This is a genomic window from Parerythrobacter lacustris, assembly GCF_024626475.1.
Classification (GTDB): domain Bacteria; phylum Pseudomonadota; class Alphaproteobacteria; order Sphingomonadales; family Sphingomonadaceae; genus Parerythrobacter_A; species Parerythrobacter_A lacustris.
This window is the reverse complement of sequence record NZ_JANKHH010000007.1, coordinates 229,813-250,783: the sequence shown is the minus strand read 5'-3', so window position 1 is coordinate 250,783 and position 20,971 is coordinate 229,813. Positions and strand designations below refer to the sequence as shown.

At 63.8% G+C, this 20,971-nt stretch carries 24 protein-coding genes; 10 read left to right on the top strand and 14 right to left on the bottom strand.

Annotated features, from left to right (window positions below):
* Positions 1-26: 26 nt before the first annotated feature.
* The 9 genes from tatC to NSO95_RS13050 all read right to left on the bottom strand — a co-directional run bounded on the left by tatC (position 27) and on the right by NSO95_RS13050 (position 7,211).
* Complete coding sequence (gene tatC / locus NSO95_RS13090; protein ID WP_257596730.1) at positions 27-839, bottom strand: twin-arginine translocase subunit TatC; 813 nt, start codon at positions 837-839, stop codon at positions 27-29.
* A 2-nt stretch (positions 840-841) separates the two neighbouring features.
* The gene (gene tatB, locus NSO95_RS13085; protein WP_257596729.1) at positions 842-1,192 is read right to left on the bottom strand and encodes a Sec-independent protein translocase protein TatB; all 351 of its coding nucleotides are present in this window, start codon (positions 1,190-1,192) and stop codon (positions 842-844) included.
* A 21-nt stretch (positions 1,193-1,213) separates the two neighbouring features.
* The gene (tatA, locus tag NSO95_RS13080; protein ID WP_257596728.1) at positions 1,214-1,450 is read right to left on the bottom strand and encodes a twin-arginine translocase TatA/TatE family subunit; all 237 of its coding nucleotides are present in this window, start codon (positions 1,448-1,450) and stop codon (positions 1,214-1,216) included.
* Between the two features lie 65 nt (positions 1,451-1,515).
* Positions 1,516-2,157, bottom strand: a complete 642-nt coding sequence (gene scpB / locus NSO95_RS13075; protein WP_257596727.1) for an SMC-Scp complex subunit ScpB — start codon at positions 2,155-2,157, stop codon at positions 1,516-1,518.
* On the bottom strand, positions 2,154-2,957 hold the full coding sequence (locus NSO95_RS13070; protein ID WP_257596726.1) for a segregation and condensation protein A: 804 nt from the start codon (positions 2,955-2,957) through the stop codon (positions 2,154-2,156). The genes scpB and NSO95_RS13070 overlap by 4 nt, the downstream gene beginning before the upstream one ends.
* Positions 2,954-3,973 carry a beta-N-acetylhexosaminidase gene (gene nagZ, locus NSO95_RS13065; RefSeq protein WP_257596725.1) on the bottom strand — a complete coding sequence of 340 codons (1,020 nt, stop codon included), beginning with the start codon at positions 3,971-3,973 and terminating at the stop codon, positions 2,954-2,956. Before nagZ ends, NSO95_RS13070 begins: the two co-directional genes overlap by 4 nt.
* Before the next feature lie 74 nt (positions 3,974-4,047).
* On the bottom strand, positions 4,048-4,752 hold the full coding sequence (locus tag NSO95_RS13060) for an SPOR domain-containing protein (protein WP_257596724.1): 705 nt from the start codon (positions 4,750-4,752) through the stop codon (positions 4,048-4,050).
* A 3-nt stretch (positions 4,753-4,755) separates the two neighbouring features.
* Positions 4,756-6,501, bottom strand: coding sequence for an arginine--tRNA ligase (argS, locus tag NSO95_RS13055; RefSeq protein WP_257596723.1), 1,746 nt, complete (start codon positions 6,499-6,501; stop codon positions 4,756-4,758).
* Between the two features lie 59 nt (positions 6,502-6,560).
* Positions 6,561-7,211: a hypothetical protein gene (locus tag NSO95_RS13050; protein WP_257596721.1), complete on the bottom strand. Its 651-nt coding sequence runs from the start codon at positions 7,209-7,211 to the stop codon at positions 6,561-6,563.
* Between the two features lie 72 nt (positions 7,212-7,283).
* On the opposite strand from NSO95_RS13050, the gene ispH reads away from it, so the two are divergent.
* The 3 genes from ispH to rnhA are packed head-to-tail and all read left to right on the top strand — an operon-like array spanning position 7,284 to position 9,707.
* On the top strand, positions 7,284-8,258 hold the full coding sequence (gene ispH, locus NSO95_RS13045; RefSeq protein ID WP_257596720.1) for a 4-hydroxy-3-methylbut-2-enyl diphosphate reductase: 975 nt from the start codon (positions 7,284-7,286) through the stop codon (positions 8,256-8,258).
* A gap of 10 nt (positions 8,259-8,268) precedes the next feature.
* Positions 8,269-9,240, top strand: a complete 972-nt coding sequence (thrB, locus tag NSO95_RS13040) for a homoserine kinase (RefSeq protein WP_257596719.1) — start codon at positions 8,269-8,271, stop codon at positions 9,238-9,240.
* Positions 9,241-9,269: 29 nt separating this feature from the next.
* Positions 9,270-9,707 (top strand): ribonuclease HI, encoded by a 438-nt coding sequence (rnhA, locus tag NSO95_RS13035; protein ID WP_257596718.1) that lies wholly within the window; start codon positions 9,270-9,272, stop codon positions 9,705-9,707.
* 51 nt (positions 9,708-9,758) lie between these two features.
* Here the strand turns inward: rnhA and NSO95_RS13030 are convergent, their stop codons facing one another.
* From NSO95_RS13030 to NSO95_RS13020, 3 genes are read right to left on the bottom strand one after another with little or no spacing between them, the layout of a single operon-like run.
* A complete protein-coding gene (locus NSO95_RS13030; RefSeq protein ID WP_257596717.1) occupies positions 9,759-9,938 on the bottom strand; it encodes a YegP family protein in 180 nt (59 codons plus the stop codon).
* 56 nt (positions 9,939-9,994) lie between these two features.
* Entirely contained in the window at positions 9,995-11,089 is a 1,095-nt protein-coding gene (locus tag NSO95_RS13025; protein WP_257596716.1) for an NAD(P)/FAD-dependent oxidoreductase, read from the bottom strand.
* 2 nt (positions 11,090-11,091) lie between these two features.
* Complete coding sequence (locus tag NSO95_RS13020) at positions 11,092-12,054, bottom strand: alpha/beta hydrolase (RefSeq protein ID WP_257596715.1); 963 nt, start codon at positions 12,052-12,054, stop codon at positions 11,092-11,094.
* Positions 12,055-12,158: 104 nt separating this feature from the next.
* Between NSO95_RS13020 and NSO95_RS13015 the strand changes: the two genes are divergently transcribed.
* From NSO95_RS13015 to NSO95_RS12985, 7 genes are all read left to right on the top strand, one after another.
* The gene (locus NSO95_RS13015) at positions 12,159-12,650 is read left to right on the top strand and encodes an A24 family peptidase (RefSeq protein ID WP_257596714.1); all 492 of its coding nucleotides are present in this window, start codon (positions 12,159-12,161) and stop codon (positions 12,648-12,650) included.
* 87 nt (positions 12,651-12,737) lie between these two features.
* The gene (cpaB, locus tag NSO95_RS13010) at positions 12,738-13,838 is read left to right on the top strand and encodes a Flp pilus assembly protein CpaB (protein WP_257596713.1); all 1,101 of its coding nucleotides are present in this window, start codon (positions 12,738-12,740) and stop codon (positions 13,836-13,838) included.
* 77 nt (positions 13,839-13,915) lie between these two features.
* Positions 13,916-15,487 (top strand): type II and III secretion system protein family protein, encoded by a 1,572-nt coding sequence (locus NSO95_RS13005; protein WP_257596712.1) that lies wholly within the window; start codon positions 13,916-13,918, stop codon positions 15,485-15,487.
* Between the two features lie 14 nt (positions 15,488-15,501).
* Positions 15,502-16,155, top strand: coding sequence for a CpaD family pilus assembly protein (locus tag NSO95_RS13000; protein WP_257596711.1), 654 nt, complete (start codon positions 15,502-15,504; stop codon positions 16,153-16,155).
* A 3-nt stretch (positions 16,156-16,158) separates the two neighbouring features.
* Entirely contained in the window at positions 16,159-17,442 is a 1,284-nt protein-coding gene (locus NSO95_RS12995; RefSeq protein ID WP_257596710.1) for a pilus assembly protein CpaE, read from the top strand.
* Between the two features lie 83 nt (positions 17,443-17,525).
* Complete coding sequence (locus tag NSO95_RS12990; RefSeq protein ID WP_257596709.1) at positions 17,526-18,497, top strand: type II secretion system F family protein; 972 nt, start codon at positions 17,526-17,528, stop codon at positions 18,495-18,497.
* A gap of 16 nt (positions 18,498-18,513) precedes the next feature.
* The gene (locus tag NSO95_RS12985) at positions 18,514-19,518 is read left to right on the top strand and encodes a type II secretion system F family protein (RefSeq protein ID WP_257596708.1); all 1,005 of its coding nucleotides are present in this window, start codon (positions 18,514-18,516) and stop codon (positions 19,516-19,518) included.
* 49 nt (positions 19,519-19,567) lie between these two features.
* Here the strand turns inward: NSO95_RS12985 and NSO95_RS12980 are convergent, their stop codons facing one another.
* Together NSO95_RS12980 and NSO95_RS12975 are read right to left on the bottom strand one after the other, a co-directional pair.
* Positions 19,568-20,032: a MarR family winged helix-turn-helix transcriptional regulator gene (locus tag NSO95_RS12980; RefSeq protein WP_257596707.1), complete on the bottom strand. Its 465-nt coding sequence runs from the start codon at positions 20,030-20,032 to the stop codon at positions 19,568-19,570.
* A 66-nt stretch (positions 20,033-20,098) separates the two neighbouring features.
* A complete protein-coding gene (locus NSO95_RS12975; RefSeq protein ID WP_257596705.1) occupies positions 20,099-20,971 on the bottom strand; it encodes a crotonase/enoyl-CoA hydratase family protein in 873 nt (290 codons plus the stop codon).

The window sequence follows — 20,971 nt, the reverse complement described above, 5'->3', positions numbered from 1 at the left end:
GTGGCCACTGCCAAACCCACTTTCTGTTACGGTTCGGTCGAACCGTCCCCGTCTGTGCTGTCAGCCGCTATGGCATCGTCCGTGATCCGCCGCCGCTCCGTGATTCGCATGAACAGCAGGGACCCTTCGAACAGCAGCAGCAATGGTATGGCCAACAGTATCTGCGAGCCGGGATCAGGCGGCGTAATGATGGCTGCAAGGATGACGATCCCGACGATGACATAACGCCGCGCACCTGCCATTTGCTTGCGTGAGACAATTCCCGCCTGATTGAGCAGGATCAGCAAGACCGGCATCAGGAAACTGATTCCGAATGCCAGGATGAACTGCATCACCAAACCCAGATAGTCGTTTGCCGCCGGGAGCGCTTCGATCGTCACTCCTCCCGCTTCGCCCTGAAATCCCAGGAACCATTCGAACGCGGTCGGCATCACGACGTAATAGGCCAAGGCCGCACCGAGGGTGAAGAGGATCGGAGTCGCCACCAAAAACGGCAGGAAGGCCTTTTTTTCCTTGGCATAGAGGCCAGGCGCAATGAACGCCCAAAGCTGGTTCGCAATGATCGGGAAGCTGATGAAGAAGCCAGCAAACAGCGCGACCTTCAGCTCGACGAAAAACACTTCGTAGAGCTTGGTGAAGATCAGCTGCGCCTTGCCTTCGGGAAATGCCGCCTTGAGCGGCTGGAGCAAGAATCCGAGGATATCATCGGCAAAGTAGAGGCTGATCGCGAAGGCGAGGCCCAGAGCTATGACGCAGCGCAGCAGCCTGCCGCGCAGCTCGATAAGATGGTCGATCAGCGGAGCCTGAGTCTCATCGATATCGGAAAGCTTGAGCGCCATCCCTACTCGTCACCCACGGGGGGCTTTGTCGGAGTAGGATTGGCTGCAGTTTCCGCCGTATCGATGGCTGCTTCGGCAGATGCTGACGTGGCCTCCGGCAGCGGAGCCATCTCGTCCTTCGGCGTCTGCGCCATGATTTGCGCGTTCTGCTCCTTCCACTTTCGCTCCATCTCTTCCAGCTCGGCCTCGCGCACCATGGCATCGAAGCCAGCCCGAAAATGCGCGGAAGTGCGGCGAATCTTACCGACCCAGCGGCCGGCTGCGCGCAAGGCTGCGGGCATGTCCTTCGGTCCGATGACGAGGATCGCGACAACCACGATTACCAGCAGTTCGCTTGCGCCGATTTCGAACATAAGCGGCGACTCTCGCCGAGGTTAGCGCGGAGTGTCGGAGCTATCGGGCTGCTTCACGGGATCGACAGTGCCATTTTCCGCTGGCCCCTCGATCCGCGGTGACGGCGCGGCAGACTTGCTGTCCGTATCCGCCACGCCCTCTTTGAAGCTTTTGATTCCCTTACCGAAATCGCCCATCATTTCGGAAATCCGCCCACGCCCGAACAGGACGAGGATGACGAGGGCGATGATAATGATCTGCCAGGGGCCGAGCGACATGGTGCACCTTTCGAATAAGTCGGAAGCAATATAGGGACTATCGGGGGCGAGCGCCAGCGGCGCTTCTAAGTGCCGTGTCGCAATTCGTCGTCTTCGCTATCGTCATTCGGCGGCTGGGCAGCATCATCGACAGCGGAATCCTCGATCATCATCGCGTCGAACGCATCATCGACCGGATCGAGCAGGCCGGAGGCGCGCAGTTCATCGAGGCCAGGAAGGTCTTTGCGCGATGAGAGGCCGAAGTGCTGGAGGAAGTCGGGCGTCGTGGCATAGATCACCGGGCGGCCGGGCACCTCGCGCCTGCCAGCGACTCGCACCCAGCCGGCCTCCATCAGAACATCGAGCGTTCCCGCCGATGTCTGCACCCCGCGGATCGATTCGATTTCCGCGCGGCTGACGGGTTCGTGATAGGCGATAATCGCCAGGACTTCGGTCGCCGCGCGGCTGAGGCGGCGCACCTGCTCGCGCTCGCGCCGCAGCAGGTGGGCCAGATCGGGCGCGGTCTGGAAATGCCACCGCTTGGCCCGCTCGACCAGCTGGATACCCCGCCGCGCATAATGCGCTTGCAGCGAGCCGAGCGCATCGCGCACCGCGCCGACTTCCGCATCGCCAAGGTGACCGGCGATCGCCTCTGCGGTCATCGCTTCCTCGGTGGCGAACAGGGTCGCTTCGACCGCGCGCTCCAGATCGTCGGGCACCGCGCTCATGCGGTCACCCTGCGCAGGCGCATCGGTCCGAACACCTCGTCCTGGGCAATCTCCGCCTTGCCGAGCCGCGCCAATTCCAGCGCTGCAACGAAACTCGACGCCATAGCGGAGCGCCGCAGGCGCGGGTCGGCATGCGGCGGAAGGAACTGCTCGAGCGTCATCCAGTCGAGCGTCACGCCGAGCATCGCCGATACCCGCTGGAGCGCGCTGTCGAGCGTCATCACCGGGCGTTCGCGCACCATGTGGATCGCCGGGGCCGTCCGCGCCTTGACCCGGCCATAGCCCTGCACCAGCGCATACCAGTCACACTGCCACAGGATTTTGCGATCGGTGCGCAGCCCCTCCGGTGCAGCCCGCAGAAAGACATCGCGGCCGAGCCGGTCGCGCGCCAACAGCCTTGCCGCCGCCTCGCGCATCGCGCCGAGGCGTTGCAGACGGAGCTGGAGACGCATTGCGAGTTCTTCGGGGCTCGGGTCCTCCTGCTCTTCCTTGGGCAGGAGCATGGCCGATTTGAGATAGGCCAGCCATGCCGCCATCACGAGATAGTCTGCTGCCAGTTCGAGCTTGAGCGCCTCGGCGGTCTCGATGTAGCCGAGATACTGGTCAACCAGCGCGAGGATCGAAATAGCGCGCAGATCGACTTTCTGCCGCCTTGCGAGGTCGAGCAGCAGGTCGAGCGGGCCTTCCCACCCGTCGAGTTCGAGGTAGAGAGGATTGTCCTCGGACGCAGCGGGTGCCTCGACCCAGTCCTCGTCCGACGAGCGGCCGGTACCGGAAAGCATCAGCGGTTCCCCGGTCATGCCGCCTGCTCGACCAAGGCAAGCAAGCTGTCCCGCTTGGCGAGGAGTTCGTGCTTGTCGGATGCAGCGGCAGAAATGCGGGTGTCCGCGAGCGCCGCATCAAGCCTCGCTGCGGTCCTGTCGCTCATGCCCGGCAAGCGTTCGACGATGGCGGTCATGTCTTCAATCTTGGCCCAGCAATTGAGCACGATATCGCATCCGGCGGCGATGGCGCGCTCCGAGCGTTCGGGAACGGTGCCGTCGAGCGCTTCCATGTCGATGTCATCGGTCAGCAGCAATCCGTCGAAGCCGATCCGCTTGCGGATGATTTCCTCGATCACAAAGCTCGAAAGCGTGGCCGGGTTCTCCGCATCCCACGCGGTGAACAGCAAATGCCCGGTCATCCCGATCGGTGCCGAATTGAGCGCCTTGAACGGGGCGATATCCTGTTCCAGTTCTTCATCGCTGGCGGTAACGGTCGGCATTTCCTTGTGCGTATCGGTCATGGTCCGCCCATGGCCCGGCATATGCTTGATGCATCCGGCCACCCCGGCCCGCGCCAGCCCGTCGAGGATCGCTCTGCCCAAGGCCGCGACCTGCATCGGTTCCGAACCCAGAGCGCGGTCGCCGATCACGTCATGCGCGCCCGGTTGGCGCACGTCGAGCGGAGGATGGCAGTCGACCGTGATGCCGGCCTGCGCGAGTTCGATGCCCATAGCCTCTGCATTGGCCCGCGCCGCCTCGATCGCGCTTGCAGGAGCAAGGCGGTACAGGCGGTCGAATGCTTCGCCCGAGGGAAACCCCGACCAGTGCGGCGGCCGCAGTCGCGCCACCCGGCCGCCTTCCTGGTCGATCGAGATGAGCAGACGTTCACGCCCGTGTATGCTGCGCAGATCGTCGGTCAGCGCACGCAGCTGGTCCGGCGTTTCGCAATTGCGGCCGAACAGGATATAGCCCGCCGGGTCCGCCTCGGTGAAGAAGGCGCGCTCATCGGCAGACAAGGTCTTACCGGCAATCCCGAAGATGGCGGGCGTCATGGGGCCGAGCGTCGCATCTCGATGCGGGCGAAGCAAGCAGGCCTGCCTCGCGCATGTGGAAAATCAGGCGGCGGTCACGGCTTGACCTGGCAGGCGATCCCTTCGGCCTTCAGCGCATTGCACAATGCGCGGGCCGAGGCGAGGTCGCCCCCCACTGCCTGAAGCCGGTAAACTGTGCTGCCATCGACCTGTGCCTGTTCGACGCGATGGCTGACGCCGGACAGTCGCGCGCTCTTGCGAGTGAGGGTCGCCCATCCCGCTTCCGCACTCTCGCGCGAAGAGAATGCGCCAACCTGAACGCCTACGCCGCCGGCCGATGCCGCCTGCGTGGCAGTCGCAGCCGGCTTCCCTGTCGTGCTGACAGCTGCATCGATGCTCGGCTTCGGATCCGATCCGTCTGCCAAGCGGCCTTCGCGGGTTTCGCCTTCGCCCACTGCCGGGGCGACATTGCCAGTGCCTTCGAACTGCTTGCCCCCGGCATCATCCGGCCGTTCCTTGATCGGGCCAGCCGGTGCTTCGATGGTGCTCCCGTCGGCGACCAGCTCGGGATCGGGCCCGCGATTGTTGAAGAGCCAGAACCCGACCGCACCGAGCCCGATGACGAGCAAGCCGAGCATGGCGATCCCGATCAGCCGCCCGGTATCGTAGCCGCCCTCTTCTTCATCTTCATAGTCGGAATCGAGCCATGGCAGGCTTTCCTCGTCATCGGCGAGTTCGAGTTCCTGCTCCACCACATCATCCGCAAGATCATCGTCATTGCGCCCGTCGATCATGCTCATGACCTACATCTCCTCCACGGCATCGACCCCGAGCAGGGCGAGCCCATTGCGGATAACCTGCCCTATCTGGGTCGCGAGGAAAAGCCTCGCACCGGTCAATTCAACATCCTGTGTCAGGATGACCCGCTTCGTCGGGTCGTCATTGCCGAGGTTCCAGAATGCATGGAAGGCTCCTGCGAGGTCGTACAGGTAGAATGCGATCCGGTGCGGCTCGCGCGCCTTGGCTGCTGCTTCCACGATACGCGGGAATTGTGCGGCTTCCTTAACCAGTGCCAGTTCCTCTGCGCCGAGGCGATCGAGCGAGCCATCGGATGGGCCGATCCCCTCCACCGCCGCCTTGCGCAGGGTCGAGTGAATGCGCGCATGGGCATATTGCACATAAAACACCGGATTGTCCTTCGATGCCTCGACCACCTTGGCGAAGTCGAAATCCATCTGCGCTTCGGGTTTGCGGGTCAGCATGGTGAAGCGGACCACGTCCTTGCCAACTTCCTCGACCATATCGGCGATGGTGATGAAATTGCCCGAGCGTTTGGACATCTTCACCGGCTCCCCCGCCCGCATCAGCTGGACCATCTGCACCAGCTTGACGTCGAACGGGATCGGCTTGCCCTCTCCCTCCGACAGCGCAGCAACGGCGGCCTTGATCCGTTTGACGGTGCCCGCGTGGTCTGCCCCCCAGATATCGATCAGTGCATCGGCGTGCTCCGCCTTCTGCATGTGATAGGCGAGGTCAGCGCCGAAATAGGTCCAGCTGCCATCCGACTTCCTGATCGGACGATCCTGATCGTCACCGAACCGGGTCGAGCGGAACAGCGGCAGCTCGACCGGCTCCCAGTCTTCCGGGGTCTTGCCCTTGGGTGCCTCCAGCACGCCGTCGTAGACCAGTTCGTGCTGCCTGAGCCATGCCTCCGCCGCTTCGGGCTTGCCCGCTGCCTGCAGCGCGGCTTCGGACGAGAACAGGTCGTGGTGGATACCGAGCAGAGCAAGGTCCGACTTGATCAGCTCCATCATCTGCGCGACCGCTTCGGCGCGGAAGACCGGCAGCCACTCGTCCTCGGGCCGGTCGCGGTAACGCTCGCCCAACTCCTTCGCGAGGTATTGACCGACCGGAACGAGGTAATCGCCGGGATAGAGGCCTTCGGGTATCTCGCCGATATCCCCGCCCAGCGCTTCGAGGTAGCGCAGGTAGGCCGAACGGGCGAGCACATCGACCTGGCCGCCGGCATCGTTGACGTAGTATTCGCGGGTGACCGCATAACCGACATGTTCGAGCAATGCGGCAAGCGCATCGCCGACAACTGCGCCGCGGCAATGGCCCATATGCATCGGTCCCGTCGGGTTGGCCGAAACATACTCGACATTGACCCGCGATCCGCCGCCGATGGTCGAACGTCCGTAGTCATTGCCCAGCGAGGCGATTGCCGCGAGTTCCTGCAACCAGATTCCGCGCGACAGACGCAGGTTGATGAAACCCGGCCCGGCAATTTCCGCGCTCTCAACCGAAGGATCGGCGACGAGCTTCTCGACCAGTTTACTTGCCAGGTCGCGCGGGTTGGTGGCGGCGGGCTTCGCCAGCACCATGGCGGCGTTGGTCGCCAGATCGCCGTGCGAAGGATCGCGCGGCGGTTCGACCGTCACATTCGCGCGCGAGACGCCCTGCGGCAATGCGCCATCGGCCTCGAGCGCATCGAGCATGGCATGGATTTTCGCTGCGAAACCGGCGTGCAGGGTGGTGGTATCGGACATGCAGGCGCGCCTAGCCGAATTGGCCGGAATCGCAAGCTTTCAGCAGGCGCGGGTCGCCCTCAGCGCGTGGCGTTGTAGGCCAGCTGGTCTTCGGTCAGCTGGAAACCGATGAGCAGTTCGAAAGTCGCACGGTCGAGCGCGGCGCGAACCTGCGGATCGGCCAGCGGGTCGAGCGCGGCGTCGGGGTCGCCCGCCTTGCGTTTGCGAGTGATGCGTTCGCGAATGTCCGCCGGCAGCGTCGCCGCCGCGCGGTTGACGAAGGCCCCGGCTTTGCCTTGGGCGCGGGCGCGAGCCTGCCCGTCGGCGAACTGGACCGTGACCGAACCGATGCGCTTGGCCTGCACCGCCGATCCGCCCTGCAAAACGGTCGAGAAATAGGGCACCGTCACCGTACGCGCGCCGCGCGGGTCGCTGCGGCTGACCAGGATATCGAAGCTCGCCTCGGTATAGACGTTTTCGGCGCTGTCGCTGCAATTGCTGCGCAGATTGGTCATCGCGGCGGTGAAATCGACATTCGCGGCGCTCTTGTCACCAGCCTGTCGAAACACCGTTACATCGCCCGTGTAATCCGGAATGCCGACCGCCGGGCACGCCGAGCGGATCGCGGTAATGCCAACCCCGTCACCGACAACGAGTTCCCCTTCGCTGGCACACCCGGCCAGCGCGACTGCCATGATCGATGCAGAGAGGATTTTGCGGCGCACGGTCATTACGGGAGGTCCTTCGAATTTCGCTCGGCATGGCCCTAGCGGCCCTCGCGAGGCTGCGCTAGAGGCTTGGACATGAATGCCCCCTTTCCGTCCGAAACGACTGCGGTCGACAAGCCGCCTCTGAAAGTTTTGATCGCCGCGCCGCGCGGGTTTTGTGCCGGCGTCGACCGTGCGATCGAGATCGTCGAGCGCGCGCTGGAGCGGTTTGGGCCGCCGGTCTATGTCCGTCACGAAATCGTCCATAACCGCTATGTGGTTGAGGAACTGCGCGCCAAGGGTGCGGTGTTCGTCGAGGAGCTCGATGAAGTGCCCGACGATGCGCCGGTGGTGTTCAGCGCGCATGGGGTTCCCAAGTCGGTTCCTGCCGAGGCCGAGCGACGCAAGCTGTTCTACGTCGATGCCACATGCCCGCTGGTCAGCAAGGTCCATCGCCAAGCCGAACGCCAGATCGAAAAGGGCCAGCACATCATCTTCATCGGCCATGCCGGCCACCCCGAAGTGATCGGGACGATGGGGCAGGTGCCCGAAGGTCGGATGACACTGGTCGAAACGGTCGAGGATGTCGCCGGGCTGGACCTGGCCGACGATAGCAATCTCTCGTTCCTGACCCAGACGACGCTGTCGGTCGATGACACGGCGAAGGTGGTGGAAGCGCTCAAGGCGCGCTTTCCCTCGATCGTCGCTCCGCGGGCGGAAGACATCTGCTATGCCACTTCGAACCGGCAGGCTTCGGTCAAGGAAATCGCGCCCAGCTGCGACCTTGTGCTTGTCATCGGTTCGCCCAAGAGCTCGAATTCGCTGCGGCTGGTCGAAGTGTCGGAAAAATGCGGTACCGATGCCAAGCTGATCCAGCGCGCTTCGGAGATCGAGCCCGAGTGGCTCGAGGGCGTCGGTACACTCGGGCTGACAGCGGGCGCATCGGCCCCGGAAAAGCTCGTCCGCGAAGTGATTGAGAAGCTCGGCGAGTGGCGCGTGGTCGAGGAACAGACCCTGGTCACCACGGAAGAAAAGATGGTGTTCAAGCTCCCGCGCGTCCTGACCGACTGACTGCCGTCTCATGGCAGTCTATACCCATCTTTCGGCGGAAGACCTGGCCGCACTGATCGCGCAGTACGATGTCGGCGAACTGGTATCCGCCAAGGGTATTGCCGAGGGTGTTTCCAACTCCAACTGGATCCTGGAAACGACAGGGCAAGACGGCAACGGGGCCCGGTTCATCCTGACGATGTACGAACGGCGCATCGACCTCGCCGAGCTGCCGTTTTTTCTCGACCTGCTCGATCACCTTTCGTCGCACGGCCTTCCCGTGCCGCACACGATCCACGACCGGCACGGCGCATCGTGGCGAATGTTCGATCAAGACAAAGCGGTTGCCCTGATCGAGTATCTGCCGGGCGTGTCCGTCGATCGGCCGACGCCACAGCAAGCCCATGCGGTCGGGGCATCGCTGGCACAAATGCATATTGCGGCCCTGGAATTCGGAGAGACCCGCGAAGACAAGCTGAATGTCCTCCACAACCTGACAGCGCTCCAAAGCTGCCGGGAAGAGCTGGCGCACATCGATCCCCGCCTGCCGGAGATGATCGAGCGTGGCCAGCGAATCTGTCGCGACTGGCCGACATCGCTTCCCGAGACGATCATTCACAGCGACCTGTTTCCCGACAATGTCCTGATGCTGGGCGAAACGGTCACTGGCCTGATCGATTTCTACTTCGCCTCCAATGGGGCCATGGCCTACGATCTGGCGGTGACCCATGCGGCCTGGTGCTTCGACCGGGACGGGTCGAAGTTCCACGCCGATGTCGGCGACGCGCTTATGCAGGGCTATCAATCGGTGCGGGCGCTCGAACCGCGCGAGAACGCCGCCATGCCGATCCTCGCGCAAGCGGCCTGCCTGCGCTTCGTCGCCAGCCGTGCACAGGACTGGATCGATACGCCGCCCGATGCCCATGTCACCCGCAAGGACCCGATGGACTTTGTCCGACGGTGGGACGTTTACGCCGAAATGGGCGATCGTCTCTTCGCCTGACCGCCAAGAGCCGCTACACCGCGAAACTCATGAAACAGGTAGAGATATTCACCGACGGGGCGTGCAAAGGCAACCCGGGGCCCGGCGGCTGGGGCGCGATCATGCGGATGGGCCGCCACGAAAAGGAACTGTCGGGCGGCGATCCCGATACCACCAACAACCGGATGGAACTGACCGCCGCGATCGAGGGGCTCAACGCCCTCACCGAACCCTGCGCGGTCGATCTTTATTCGGACAGCAAATACGTTCTCGACGGCATCACCAAGTGGGTCCACGGGTGGAAGAAGCGCGGCTGGGTCAATGCGAGCAAGAAGCCGGTGCGCAATTCCGACTTGTGGCACGACCTGATCGAAGCCGCCGCGCGTCACAAGGTCGATTGGCATTGGGTGAAAGGTCATGACGGCCACCCCGAAAACGAACGGGCCGATGCGCTCGCCAGCGCCGAAGCGGAGAAAGCCCGAACATAGAGCGGGCGCGGAATCGTTCCGCGCCCGCCCGGTCTATCCCGTCATGCCGGTTCAATCGGTCGCGTCGACCACTTCTGCGCCGGGGCCGTTCTTCAGGATGGATTCGATCGCGTTCTTGGCACTCGCCTTCGAGCTGTAGCCTTCGGTCCACCAGATCGTTTCCGAATTGTAGATGAAATAGGAAACGAACTCGCCCTTCTTGTTCTTACGTATTTCGAAACGATGCGCCATCGGCTCTTCTCCTGTCGAACGACCCGCCCGCAGTCTAACCTCTCGCTGGCAGAAATCTAGCCGAAGCGCGTCGGCAGATAGAGCGATTGGTCGATCATTCGCACCGCCCCGGACGGCGAGCGGCTCAGCAGGATGTCGGCCATCAGCATTGCCGCTGCCGGGGCGGTCTGGATGCCGTAGCCGCCCTGCCCGGCGAACCACGCAAAGCCCTCGACCGCACCGTCGAAACCATAAACCGGTGCGCGATCGGGTGCGAAACTGCGCAGCCCGGCCCATTTGCGCTCGACCCGCCTCACCTTCCAGTCGACCACCTGCTCGAACCGGTCGATCGCTTCGGCCACCGCCAGTTCTTCGGGTGCAGCATCGTGCGGAATTGTCGGCGTCTCGTCGTGCGGGCTGAGCCAGACCCGGCCATTGTCGGGCTTGAAATAGAAGCCGCCCGATATGTCGAGGACCAGCGGCAGGTCGGCGGGCGCGGATGGCTCCACATCGATCTGCACGACGGTGCGGAGGAGCGGGTTGATGCCGAGTGGTTTCGCTCCCGCCAATTGCGCGACCGGATCGGCCCAGGCGCCTGCGGCGTTTACGAGGATCTGCCCGCCGAACTCGCGGCCGTCCTCGCAGCGGAGTTGCCAGACGTCGGACCTGCGCTCGGCGCGAGCCAGCCGCGCTCGCAGCGCAATCTCGGCCCCTCCCCGTCGCGCACGCGCCAGATAGTGAGCATGAAGTCCCGCCACATCGATATCGGCGCAGGCCGGTTCCCACACTGCGTCGCACCAATCATCGCGCAGTCCCGGCACCCGCTCAAGCAATCCCGAGCGGTCGAGCCGCTCGATGGTGACCCCGGTGTGGCCGAAGCGATCAAAGAAGGCGTCGATCTTGAGCCGGTCACCTGCCCGCCCGACATAGAGCGCACCGCGCGGGCTTAGGAAGCCGCCCTCGCGCAGCATCGCCCCCGAGGCGAGCGTCAGCGGAACAATCTCAGGTCCGCCATAGCACTCCTCCCAGAATGCTGCAGAGCGGCCTGTGGTATGATAGCCGGGCTGGTCTTCCGCTTCGAGCAGCAGGACGCGCGCATCGCCGACCAATTCCGCCGCGAGGCTCGCGCCCGCCATCCCGGCCCCGACAATGGCGAAATCGAACTGCCGCATGGTCAAGCGGACTTTGCCATCCCGTCGAGAAACGCATCGATTTCGCCCAAGGCGCGATCGCGCACCGGGTCGACCTCTCGCAGGATTTCATGGTGGGCTTCCTTGCCGAAGCGGACCAGCCGGGCATTGGGCAAGCGCGCGGCGGCCCGTTCGATGGCCTTTATCGCGACCAGCTTGTCGTTCGAAGTGCCGAGGATCAGGAGCGGGGTCCGCACCTTCTCCAGCGCCCCGTCGCCGAAGATCACCTGCATCGACGCATATCCGCGCTCCACCCATCGCCAGCTGCCCGGGCCCATCACGATCTCGGGACGTGCCTCGCGCCACCACAATTCGTCGGAATACCGATCCTTGTCATGCGTCAGCAGATTGATCCGCCCGACCGGAATTTCGCCCGGCTTCTCGCTCCATTTCCATGCCGGCCGCGCCGGATCGCCGCGCCGCATGATTGTCTGCGCGATCGAGCGCATCACGCCGAGCGGCAAGACCGTACCGTAAAAGCCCAGCATCGGCGCGACCAGCATCGCGCCATCGGGATCGACCGCGTCTTCCACCAGTGCGCGCAGGATCAAATGGCCGCCCATCGAGTGGCCGGCCAGCACGTGCGGCCCCGGAGTCTCCGCCTTCCATTCGGCCCAGAACCGGCAGAGGTCCGCGATCCAAACAGAATAGTCTTCGATGTGCCCTGTCACCGGATCATTGCCGAGCCGGCCCGATCCCGCCTGCCCGCGCCAGTCCATCGCGGTGACCCGCCATCCGCGCGTGTGCCAATAGCCGAGCGTCTCGAGATACTTCTCGTAATTGTCCCCCCGACCGGGGAAGAACAGGATCGATCCCGGCGGCGTGGCCGAACCCGGCCAGTCGATCCGCCGGATCGGGTGTCCGTCGGCGGCGTGCCACAGGCTCTCGCTCGCCGCTGCAGTGATTGCGCGGCGATCGAATTCGCTCCCCGCCGCATCATGCTTCACGGCGGCTTCCCCGGCTTGGCTAATGCTGACCTCCTGCGGTTGGTTACTTTTTGGTAAGCCCTGTTCTGTAGCACCGCTCCCATAGGGGACCTTTGGGGGCAAGAATGCTGGGCGAATATCTCCACTACGGACTGCTGCTTGCCTTGGCAATCGGGCTGCTTGTCGCCGCGTTTACCGACATTCGCCGGCGCCAGATCGATAACTGGCTGACCGCCGCCATAGCCCTTGCCGCGCCGCTGTTCTGGTGGTCGAGCGGTCTCGCCCTGTGGCCCGACGTCGCGATCCAGTTCGGCGTGGCACTTGCCGCATTTGCAATTCTGGCAGGCCTCTTCGCGCTGCGCATGATGGGCGGAGGTGATGTCAAATTGCTGACCGCACTCGCGCTATGGATCGCGCCCGGCCTGTTCCTCAAACTGATCATCATCATGGCGCTGCTCGGCGGAATCCTGACCATCGTCATGGGTGCATGGCACGTCATGCGCCGCCAGCGCGACAAGCTCGCGATTCCCTATGGCGTCGCCATCGCCGCTGCGGGCCTGTGGGTCCTCGGCACCGACTACCTGCCTGCGGCAGGCGCAGCCGCCGGATTCGGGTGAACCTGATTTTAACCACTCGCCACGTAAGCGACGCAATCACAATTGCCCGCAATCCCGCCGGGCCGAATTAAGGGGGCTTGAAAAGCCATGGACAGGAAAAAGCTGGTTCTGCTGCTCGGAGCGCTGATCATCGCGATCGGCACCGCCATGGCGGCACGGAGCATGTTTGCAGGAGCCGCCGCGCCGGAGGCCGAGGCTGCACCGCCCGTCCCCAAGGGGCCCAAGGTCCTTGTTGCACAGCGCAGCCTGCCCGTTGGCACGATCATCACCGCCGATGCAATCAGCTTCCAGCAGTGGCCGGAAGAGCTGGTCCAGGATGCCTATTTCATCGACGGTGAATCGGATGTCTCGCAATTGATCGGGACGGTTGTCCGCTTTCCCATCACTGCGGGCGAACCGGTGACGCAGGGCTCGCTGGTCAAGCCGGGAGACCGCGGCTTCCTCGCCGCTGCCCTCGGCCCGGGCATGCGTGCCGTCACCGTCCCCGTTTCGGACAAGACCGGCGTTGCCGGCTTCGTCTTCCCGGGCGACCGCGTCGACCTCGTCCTCACCCAGTCGGTCAAGGGCGACGAAGACACGTTGCGCGCATCGGAAACCATCCTGTCCAACCTGCGCGTCCTTGCGACCGACCAGTCGACCACCCAGGACACCAATGAAAGCGGCGGCACCGTCGTCCGCACCTTCCGTACTGTCACGCTCGAAGTAACCCCGCGCATCGCCGAGAAGATCGCGGTTGCACAGACGATCGGTACGCTCAGCCTCTCGCTGCGCTCGATTTCCGACAACCAGAGCGAGCTCGAGAAGGCGATCGCCTCGGGCGATATCAAGATCCCGGACAACGCCACGCCCGAGCAGGAAGAAAAGATCCTGCGCGCCGCCATGTCGCGTCCGATCGACAAGAGTACGACTTACACCACCGGTGGCGACGTGTCCCGCTTCCAGCGCTCGAGCATGCCGCCGAAGGATACACGTTCGATCGGTGGGAATACCGCCCCGATGGGTCCTGCACCACAGGCAGCCGCCCCGTCGTCTCCCGTGCCGCAAGGCCCTTCGGTTCGCGTGACCCGGGGCAAGACCACGACCGAAGTTCCGGTCAGTGGCGGCAGTAACCTGGTCAGCCAGCAGCGCAAGGGCGTGCAGGACGCAGCCAGCGTCATGCCTGCCGCGCAAGCCACCGTGATCCGTTGAGGCGCGACATGAACAACATCGCAATCACCCGCATCGACGCCGCCATGACGAAGGCAATCCAACCGAAGGGCAGGACTATGAAACGCCGTCTCACCGCAACAGTGCTGCTCGCCAGCCTGGCCATGGCGCCGCTCGCCGGAATTCCGGCTGGCACTGCCACCGCACAGTCGGTCGTTAGTCCGCAGCAGGAAATCGTCCTGTCGATCGGGCGCGGCGAACTGGTCAACGTGCCGGGTGCCATGGCCGACGTGTTTATCGCCAACGACGCGATTGCCGACGTCCAGGTCAAGTCGCAGCGCCAGCTCTATGTGTTCGGCAAGGCCGGCGGCGAAACAACAGTCTATGCCAGCAACGCCCGTGGCGACATCGTGTGGTCGGCCAATATCCGCGTCGGATCGAACATCGGCAGCGTCGACCAGATGCTTGCCCTCGCGATGCCCGAAGCGCAGATTTCGGTCGCAACCATGGGTAGCAACACCGTCCTGCTCACGGGTACGGTTGCCGCCCCCGAGGACGCAGCCGAGGCCGAACGCCTCGTGCAGGCCTTCATGGGTGACAATGCCAATGTGATCAGCCGCCTGAAGATGGCGACGCCGCTTCAGGTCAACCTGCAGGTGCGCTTTGCTGAAGTCAGCCGCTCGCTGGTGCGCAACATCAGCTCGAACCTGGCGACCGCCGATTCGACCGGCGGCTTCCAGTTCGGCGTGACCAACGGCCGCGGCATCAGCGGCCCGCAATGGACGCCGGGTGGACCGGTCGGTGTCGGTGTGACCGAAGGCGCGGAAGGAACGACTGTCATCACCGGAAGCGGTGGCGGCACCACTATCGCCGGACTCGGACGACTGCTGGGTCTCGACCTGCTGGGCACGCTCGACGCGGGCGAAACGCTGGGTCTTGTGACCACGCTGTCGCAGCCCAACCTGACCGCACTGTCGGGCGAAACCGCAGACTTTCTTGCCGGTGGCGAATTCCCGATCCCGATCAGCCAGGGCCTTGGTGCAACGGCGGTCGAGTATCGCAAGTTCGGTGTCAGCCTGGCTTACACCCCGACAGTGCTGGCGAACGGCCGGATCTCGATCCGGGTCCGGCCCGAGGTGTCCGAGCTTTCGAGCCAGGGTGCGGTGACGCTGAACGGCTTCCAGATCCCTGCCCTGACGATCCGCCGCGCGGAAACCACGGTGGAACTGGGTTCGGGCCAGAGCTTCATGATTGCCGGCCTGATGAGCAACAATGCGCAGAACACGATCGACAAGGCACCGGGTGTCGGGGACATTCCCATCCTGGGCAATCTGTTCCGCTCGCGCTCGTTCCGCAGGGGCGAGACCGAGCTGGTGATCGTAGTGACCCCCTATCTGGTCAAGCCGGTCGACGGCAACCAGATCAAGTTGCCGACCGACGGCTTCAACTCCGCCAATGCGCTCGAGGGTCTGCTCGGCTACCAGCAGACCACCGAAGGCCCGGTTTCCGAACGTCCGGTTCCTACCGTGCGTGACAAGGACGCCCCGCCGCCTGCAGTGTCGCGGATCGATCCGGCGGCGGTCCTGCCGCCGGGCAGTTCCAGCGAACGCAGCGCCAAGAACGGCGAAACCAAACCCAACGGCGAACGCCAGGCCGATGCCTCGGCGGCTCCCGGCTTCAGCCTCAAGTGAGAAAGGTGAGTACAATGCAACTTGCACGGAATCGCAAATTCGCAGGCGCGCTCGCCCTCTCGCTCGGCCTTGCGCTGGGTGCGTGCGGCGGCATGCCCACCAACCCGAGTCTCTACAGCCTCAAGCAGCCGGTCGTCGAACGGACCAATTTCACCTTCGACGTTCAGGCGGGCGGCGGCGGGCTGAGCATTCCCGAACAGCAGCGGCTGTCTGCGTGGTTCGAAGCGATGGAACTGGGCTATGGCGATCGCCTGTCGATCGAGGATCCGATGATGAGCGCGGTAACGCGCGAAGCCATCGCCAAGCTTGCCGCACGCCACGGTGTGCTGCTGAGCGAGGGTGCTCCGGTTACCGCAGGCTATATCCAGCCCGGCAGCGCCCGGATTGTCGTGACCCGTTCGAGCGCATCGGTGCCCGGTTGCCCCGATTGGTCTGCTTCGTCTGACATGAACTACAACAATGCGACTTCGCCCGGCTACGGTTGCGCCACCAACAGCAATCTGGCGGCGATGGTCGCCAATCCGGAAGATCTGATCACCGGTCAGACCGGCAGCGGCACCACCACGGTATCGACGTCGAACAAGGCGATCGGCAGCTATCGCGAGCAGGCACCGACCGGCGAAGGCGGCCTGACCCAGAACAGCACGAACAGCGGCGGAGGCAACTAAACCATGAACGCTCCCTGGAAACCGGCTGGCGCGGGCAACCGCGATCCGTTCGCCGCCTATATCTGCGACGAGGCCGCGCTCGATGTGCTGCGCCCGGTCGTCATCGAAATGGGCTGGCAGCCCGAGAAGTGCAACAAGGGCGGTCTGCGCAATGCGGTCCAGTCGCTGTCGGTCTCGGCCAGCCCGAACATCCTGATGGTCGACCTGTCGGAGAGCGGCGATCCGCTCAATGACATCAACGCGCTGGCCGAGGTTTGCGAACCCGGCACGGTGGTTGTGGCGATCGGCCAGGTCAACGATGTGCGCCTGTACCGCGATCTCGTATCGAGCGGCATTCACGACTACCTGCTCAAGCCGCTTTCGGCCGGGCAGCTGCGCGATGCACTGAACCAGGCACAGGCGGTCTTTGCTGCACCCCGCGCGAATGACCCGGATACCGCCAAGCGGCACATCTCGACGGCAGTCGTCGGGACTCGTGGCGGCGTCGGCGCATCGACGCTGGCGACCTCGCTGGCGTGGATATTCAGCGCCGACAAGAAAATGCCGACCGCCTTGCTCGACCTCGATGTCCACTTCGGGACCGGCGCGCTCGCGCTCGACCTGGAGCCGGGCCGCGGCCTGACCGATGCGATCGACAACCCCAGCCGTATCGACGGCCTGTTCATCGAACGCGCCATGATCCGCGCAAACGACAATCTCGCGATCCTCTCTGCCGAGGCACCGATCAGTGCCCCGCTGATGACCGACGGTTCGGCGTTCCTCCAGTTGGAAGAAGAATTCCGCGCTGCGTTCGAGATGACGATGGTCGACTTGCCGCGCAACATGCTGATCAATTTTCCGCACCTGCTTGCCGACATCAACGTCGTTGTGCTGGCGACCGAAATGACGCTCGCTTCGGCGCGCGACACGATCCGCATCCTGTCCTGGCTCAAGACCAACGCTGCCCATGCGACGCCGCTGATTGTGGCCAACAAGGTGCAGGGCACGATTTCGGAGATCAGCAAGGCGGACTTCGAAGCCTCGATCGAACGGAAGATCGACTTCTCGATCCCCTACGACATCAAGGCGGCGGCCAATTCGGCGAAGCTAGGGCAGACGTTCGTCGACGCCAACCGCGGGGCCAAGGCCACTTCGGTCATCAAGCAATTGGCGGATCGCATCCTCGGGGCTTCCGAAGAGGCAGCCGAAGACGACAGTCCGGAGAAGAAATCTTTGCTCGGCGGGTTCGACCTCAAGTCGCTCCTCGCAAAGAAGTCTTCGAAGGGCGCAAAAGTCGCCGCTCAATAGCCCGGGTGCCGGTGCATTTCCGTCAATCGGAGAGCGCCGGCAGGATCAAGAATTGAACGAGTAAGGAAAGGCAGGTCGAGCGCATGAGCATCCTACAGCTCCTGCTGTTTGGTGGCGGACTGATGGCTTTCATGGTCATCGGTTACACCGCGCTGTCCGGCCCTTCGGCCGCGAAAGAGAGCCAGCGCCGGCTCCAGTCGGTCCGTTATCGCCATTCGCAAAGCACCGACACCAAAGTCGAATCGCAACTCAAGAAAGCGATCGCCGCGCGCAAACCGAAGACCTTCAAGATGGCCGGCGCGGGTTCGCGCTCCGAAGCCCTGGCCGGACGTCTTGATCGTACCGGCAAGGGCTGGACGATCACCCAGTACATCTACGCCTCGCTTGGCCTGACAATTGGTATCGCGCTGATCGTCTACCTTCGATCGGGAGCCTTGCCGCTTTCGCTTGGCATCGGGGCGGTGATCGGTGGCGGCTTGCCCCACCTGGTGGTCAACCGCTTCATCAAGAAGCGCACCAACGATTTCAATGCCAAGTTCCCGGATGCGATCGAACTGCTGGTCCGCGGTCTGCGTTCGGGCCTGCCGGTGACCGAAACGCTCGCCGTAGTGGCGCAGGAAGTGCCCGGCCCGGTCGGGCTCGAGTTCAAGGGCGTCGTCGAGCGGATCAAGATCGGCCGCTCGATGGAGGAATCTCTCCAGGAAACCGCAGACCGCCTCGGAATCCCGGAATTCAATTTCTTCTGCATCACCCTCGCGATCCAGCGCGAAACGGGCGGCAACCTCGCAGAGACACTGTCGAACCTCGCCGACGTGCTGCGCAAACGCGCGCAGATGAAGCTCAAGATCCGCGCGATGAGCTCGGAATCCAAAGCCTCGGCCTATATCGTCGGCGCGCTGCCCTTCATCGTTTTCGGGATGATCTGGTGGATCAACCCGGGTTACGTCGGCGGCTTCTTCGAAGACGATCGCCTTATCGCGACCGGCCTTGGCGGCATGGTCTGGATGGGCATCGGCGCCTTCATCATGGCCAAGATGGTCAGCTTCGAAATCTGAGTCGGGGACACAGAACATGATCAGTCAAGGTTCCGGACCAACGCTCCTCGGTTTCGATGTCATCTTCGTCGGCACGATCCTCGCAGGCGTAGCTGCCCTGGCGGTGATGCTGGCAATCTATGCCGCCATCACGGTCAAGGACCCGATGGCCAAGCGGGTCAAGGCGCTCAACGAACGGCGCGACGAGCTCAAGGCGGGCATCGTCAAGTCGCAAGGCCGCAAGCGCACCAGCCTCGTTCGCAAGACCGAAGGCACGGAGAAGATGAAGGACACGCTGAAGGGCATGAAGGTCCTCCAGCAGAGCCAGGTCGAGGTCATCCAGCAAAAGCTGGCGCACGCCGGGTACCGCAACAAGGAACTCGCGGTGATGGTCATCGCGGCCCGCATGGTACTGCCGATCGTGCTGGGGATCGGTGCCTTCATCATGTTCTATGTGGTCGAAATCTATCCCGACTGGCAGATGAAGCGTGTCGCCGCGCTCGGCTTCGCCGTATTCATCGGCTACAAGGGTCCCGAACTGTTCCTCAAGAACAAGGCAGGCAAGCGCACGACCGAAATCCGCAAGGGTCTGCCCGACGCGCTCGACCTGCTGGTCATCTGTGCCGAAGCCGGCCTGACCGTCGATGCCGCGTTCAACCGCGTGGCCAAGGAACTGGGCCGGGCCTATCCCGAACTGGGCGACGAGTTTGCGCTGACCGCAATCGAACTGTCCTTCCTCAGCGAACGCAAGATGGCATTCGACAACCTTGCCTATCGTGTCGACCTGGAATCGGTGCGCGGGGTGGTCACCACCATGGTGCAGACCGAACGCTACGGTACGCCGCTCGCATCGGCGCTGCGCGTGCTGTCGGCCGAATTCCGCAACGAGCGCATGATGCGCGCCGAAGAAAAGGCCGCGCGCCTCCCTGCGATCATGACGGTGCCGCTGATCCTGTTCATCCTGCCGGTGCTGTTCATCGTCATTCTCGGCCCGGCGGCCTGTTCGATCAGCGATGCGTTTGCGGCGAAGCCGGGGCGCTAGCCAAAATTACCCGACCCCAAAGGGCAGTGGTTCGGCCCCGGAGCCTCGATCAGGCTTCGGGGCCGAATTGCGTCGCCTGCTCGCGAATTCGCCCGAGGATGTCGCGAAACGCATCTTCGCGCTCGACACCCAGCGCTTCCAGCAGGCTCGCTTCGATCGCGCGCGCGCGCGGTACGATCTTGCCGTGCATTGCCACGCCCGCTTCGCTTAGCTCGAGCATGTGCGAACGTCCGTCACTGGGATTGGGCCTGCGCCGGGCCAGATCGCGATCCTCCAGCACCTTGCACGCGCGGTTGACTGCCACCTTATCCATCACCGTGCGTTCCGCCAGTTCGCGCTGGGTCAGCGCGCCAGCATCCCCCAGCATGGCCATGACCCGCCACTCGGTAACCTTGAGCCCGAACTCACGGTGATAGACCTGCGCGATCCGGTTGCTCACCGCATTCGACGCGACCGATAGCTGGTACGGCAGGAAGGTCGCAAGATCGAAATCGGAGGCGTCGGCGTTGCTCATCGCACCGGTTACTAAGGAAACCGGTTTCGATGGCAAGCGCTCATCCGGCGACTTTTGCCGCGCAAACTATTCGTATCCCGGCTCGTCCCACCAGGGATAGAAATCGGGCATATCGGCGGAGACCGTGTCGGGATAGGCTGGGGCGCGCTTTTCGAGGAAGCTTGCCACGCCCTCTTTCGCGTCGTTGCTCCGGCTGAGGCGATAGATCGCACGGCTGTCGATCCGGTGCGCATCCATCGGGTGCCCCCCTGCCCCGATCCGCCACAGCATTGCACGGGTCATCGCGACCGATACTGCCGAGGTGTTGTCGGCGATCTCGCGGGCAATGCCGATAGCCGCGTCCATCAGTTCGGCCTGCGGATGGACCGAGCGCACAAGGCCAGCGTCGAGCGCTTCCTGCGCATCGAAAATCCGCCCGGTCATGCACCATTCGAGTGCTTTCTGCATCCCGACCAGCTTGGGCAGGAACCAGCTCGACGCGGCCTCGGGCGTAATCCCGCGCCGCGCGAATACGAAGCCGAAACGCGCGTTGTCCGAACACAGGCGGATGTCGAACGGCAGTTGCATGGTCGCGCCGACACCCACCGCAACGCCGTTGCATGCCCCGATCAGCGGCTTTTGCGAATTGAACAACCGCAGGGTCAGCCGCCCGCCCCCGTCGCGTACGCGCTGGTCCGAAAGGTCTTCGACCGGGTTGGGATCCGAGAATACGTGACCTCCGCCTTCGGGCGTCAGGTCGGCCCCGGCGCAGAAGGCCCGGTCGCCATGGCCGGTCACGATCACCGCGCGGACGCTGTCGTCGGCATCGGTCACGTCCAGCGCCTCGATGAATTCCTGCATCATCGTGCGAGTGAAGGCGTTCATCTTCTCCGGCCGGTGCAGCGTTATGGTGGCGATGCCATCGGCAATGTCGAGCTTGATCTGGGTGAAGTCGGACAT

Excerpts from the sequence above, each read along its gene's own strand:
- NSO95_RS12975 (WP_257596705.1), bottom strand. The coding sequence starts at position 20,971 with ATGTCCGACTTCACCCAGATCAAGCTCGACATTGCCGATGGCATCGCC.
- cpaB (WP_257596713.1), top strand. The coding sequence starts at position 12,738 with ATGGACAGGAAAAAGCTGGTTCTGCTGCTCGGAGCGCTGATCATCGCG.
- NSO95_RS13000 (WP_257596711.1), top strand. The coding sequence starts at position 15,502 with ATGCAACTTGCACGGAATCGCAAATTCGCAGGCGCGCTCGCCCTCTCG.
- NSO95_RS13025 (WP_257596716.1), bottom strand. The coding sequence starts at position 11,089 with ATGCGGCAGTTCGATTTCGCCATTGTCGGGGCCGGGATGGCGGGCGCG.
- rnhA (WP_257596718.1), top strand. The coding sequence starts at position 9,270 with ATGAAACAGGTAGAGATATTCACCGACGGGGCGTGCAAAGGCAACCCG.
- NSO95_RS13005 (WP_257596712.1), top strand. The coding sequence starts at position 13,916 with ATGAAACGCCGTCTCACCGCAACAGTGCTGCTCGCCAGCCTGGCCATG.
- tatB (WP_257596729.1), bottom strand. The coding sequence starts at position 1,192 with ATGTTCGAAATCGGCGCAAGCGAACTGCTGGTAATCGTGGTTGTCGCG.
- NSO95_RS13030 (WP_257596717.1), bottom strand. The coding sequence starts at position 9,938 with ATGGCGCATCGTTTCGAAATACGTAAGAACAAGAAGGGCGAGTTCGTT.
- NSO95_RS12985 (WP_257596708.1), top strand. The coding sequence starts at position 18,514 with ATGATCAGTCAAGGTTCCGGACCAACGCTCCTCGGTTTCGATGTCATC.
- thrB (WP_257596719.1), top strand. The coding sequence starts at position 8,269 with ATGGCAGTCTATACCCATCTTTCGGCGGAAGACCTGGCCGCACTGATC.
- tatA (WP_257596728.1), bottom strand. The coding sequence starts at position 1,450 with ATGTCGCTCGGCCCCTGGCAGATCATTATCATCGCCCTCGTCATCCTC.
- tatC (WP_257596730.1), bottom strand. The coding sequence starts at position 839 with ATGGCGCTCAAGCTTTCCGATATCGATGAGACTCAGGCTCCGCTGATC.
- NSO95_RS12995 (WP_257596710.1), top strand. The coding sequence starts at position 16,159 with ATGAACGCTCCCTGGAAACCGGCTGGCGCGGGCAACCGCGATCCGTTC.
- nagZ (WP_257596725.1), bottom strand. The coding sequence starts at position 3,973 with ATGACGCCCGCCATCTTCGGGATTGCCGGTAAGACCTTGTCTGCCGAT.
- NSO95_RS13070 (WP_257596726.1), bottom strand. The coding sequence starts at position 2,957 with ATGACCGGGGAACCGCTGATGCTTTCCGGTACCGGCCGCTCGTCGGAC.
- NSO95_RS12980 (WP_257596707.1), bottom strand. The coding sequence starts at position 20,032 with ATGAGCAACGCCGACGCCTCCGATTTCGATCTTGCGACCTTCCTGCCG.
- NSO95_RS13050 (WP_257596721.1), bottom strand. The coding sequence starts at position 7,211 with ATGACCGTGCGCCGCAAAATCCTCTCTGCATCGATCATGGCAGTCGCG.
- NSO95_RS12990 (WP_257596709.1), top strand. The coding sequence starts at position 17,526 with ATGAGCATCCTACAGCTCCTGCTGTTTGGTGGCGGACTGATGGCTTTC.
- scpB (WP_257596727.1), bottom strand. The coding sequence starts at position 2,157 with ATGAGCGCGGTGCCCGACGATCTGGAGCGCGCGGTCGAAGCGACCCTG.
- NSO95_RS13060 (WP_257596724.1), bottom strand. The coding sequence starts at position 4,752 with ATGAGCATGATCGACGGGCGCAATGACGATGATCTTGCGGATGATGTG.
- NSO95_RS13015 (WP_257596714.1), top strand. The coding sequence starts at position 12,159 with ATGCTGGGCGAATATCTCCACTACGGACTGCTGCTTGCCTTGGCAATC.
- argS (WP_257596723.1), bottom strand. The coding sequence starts at position 6,501 with ATGTCCGATACCACCACCCTGCACGCCGGTTTCGCAGCGAAAATCCAT.
- ispH (WP_257596720.1), top strand. The coding sequence starts at position 7,284 with ATGAATGCCCCCTTTCCGTCCGAAACGACTGCGGTCGACAAGCCGCCT.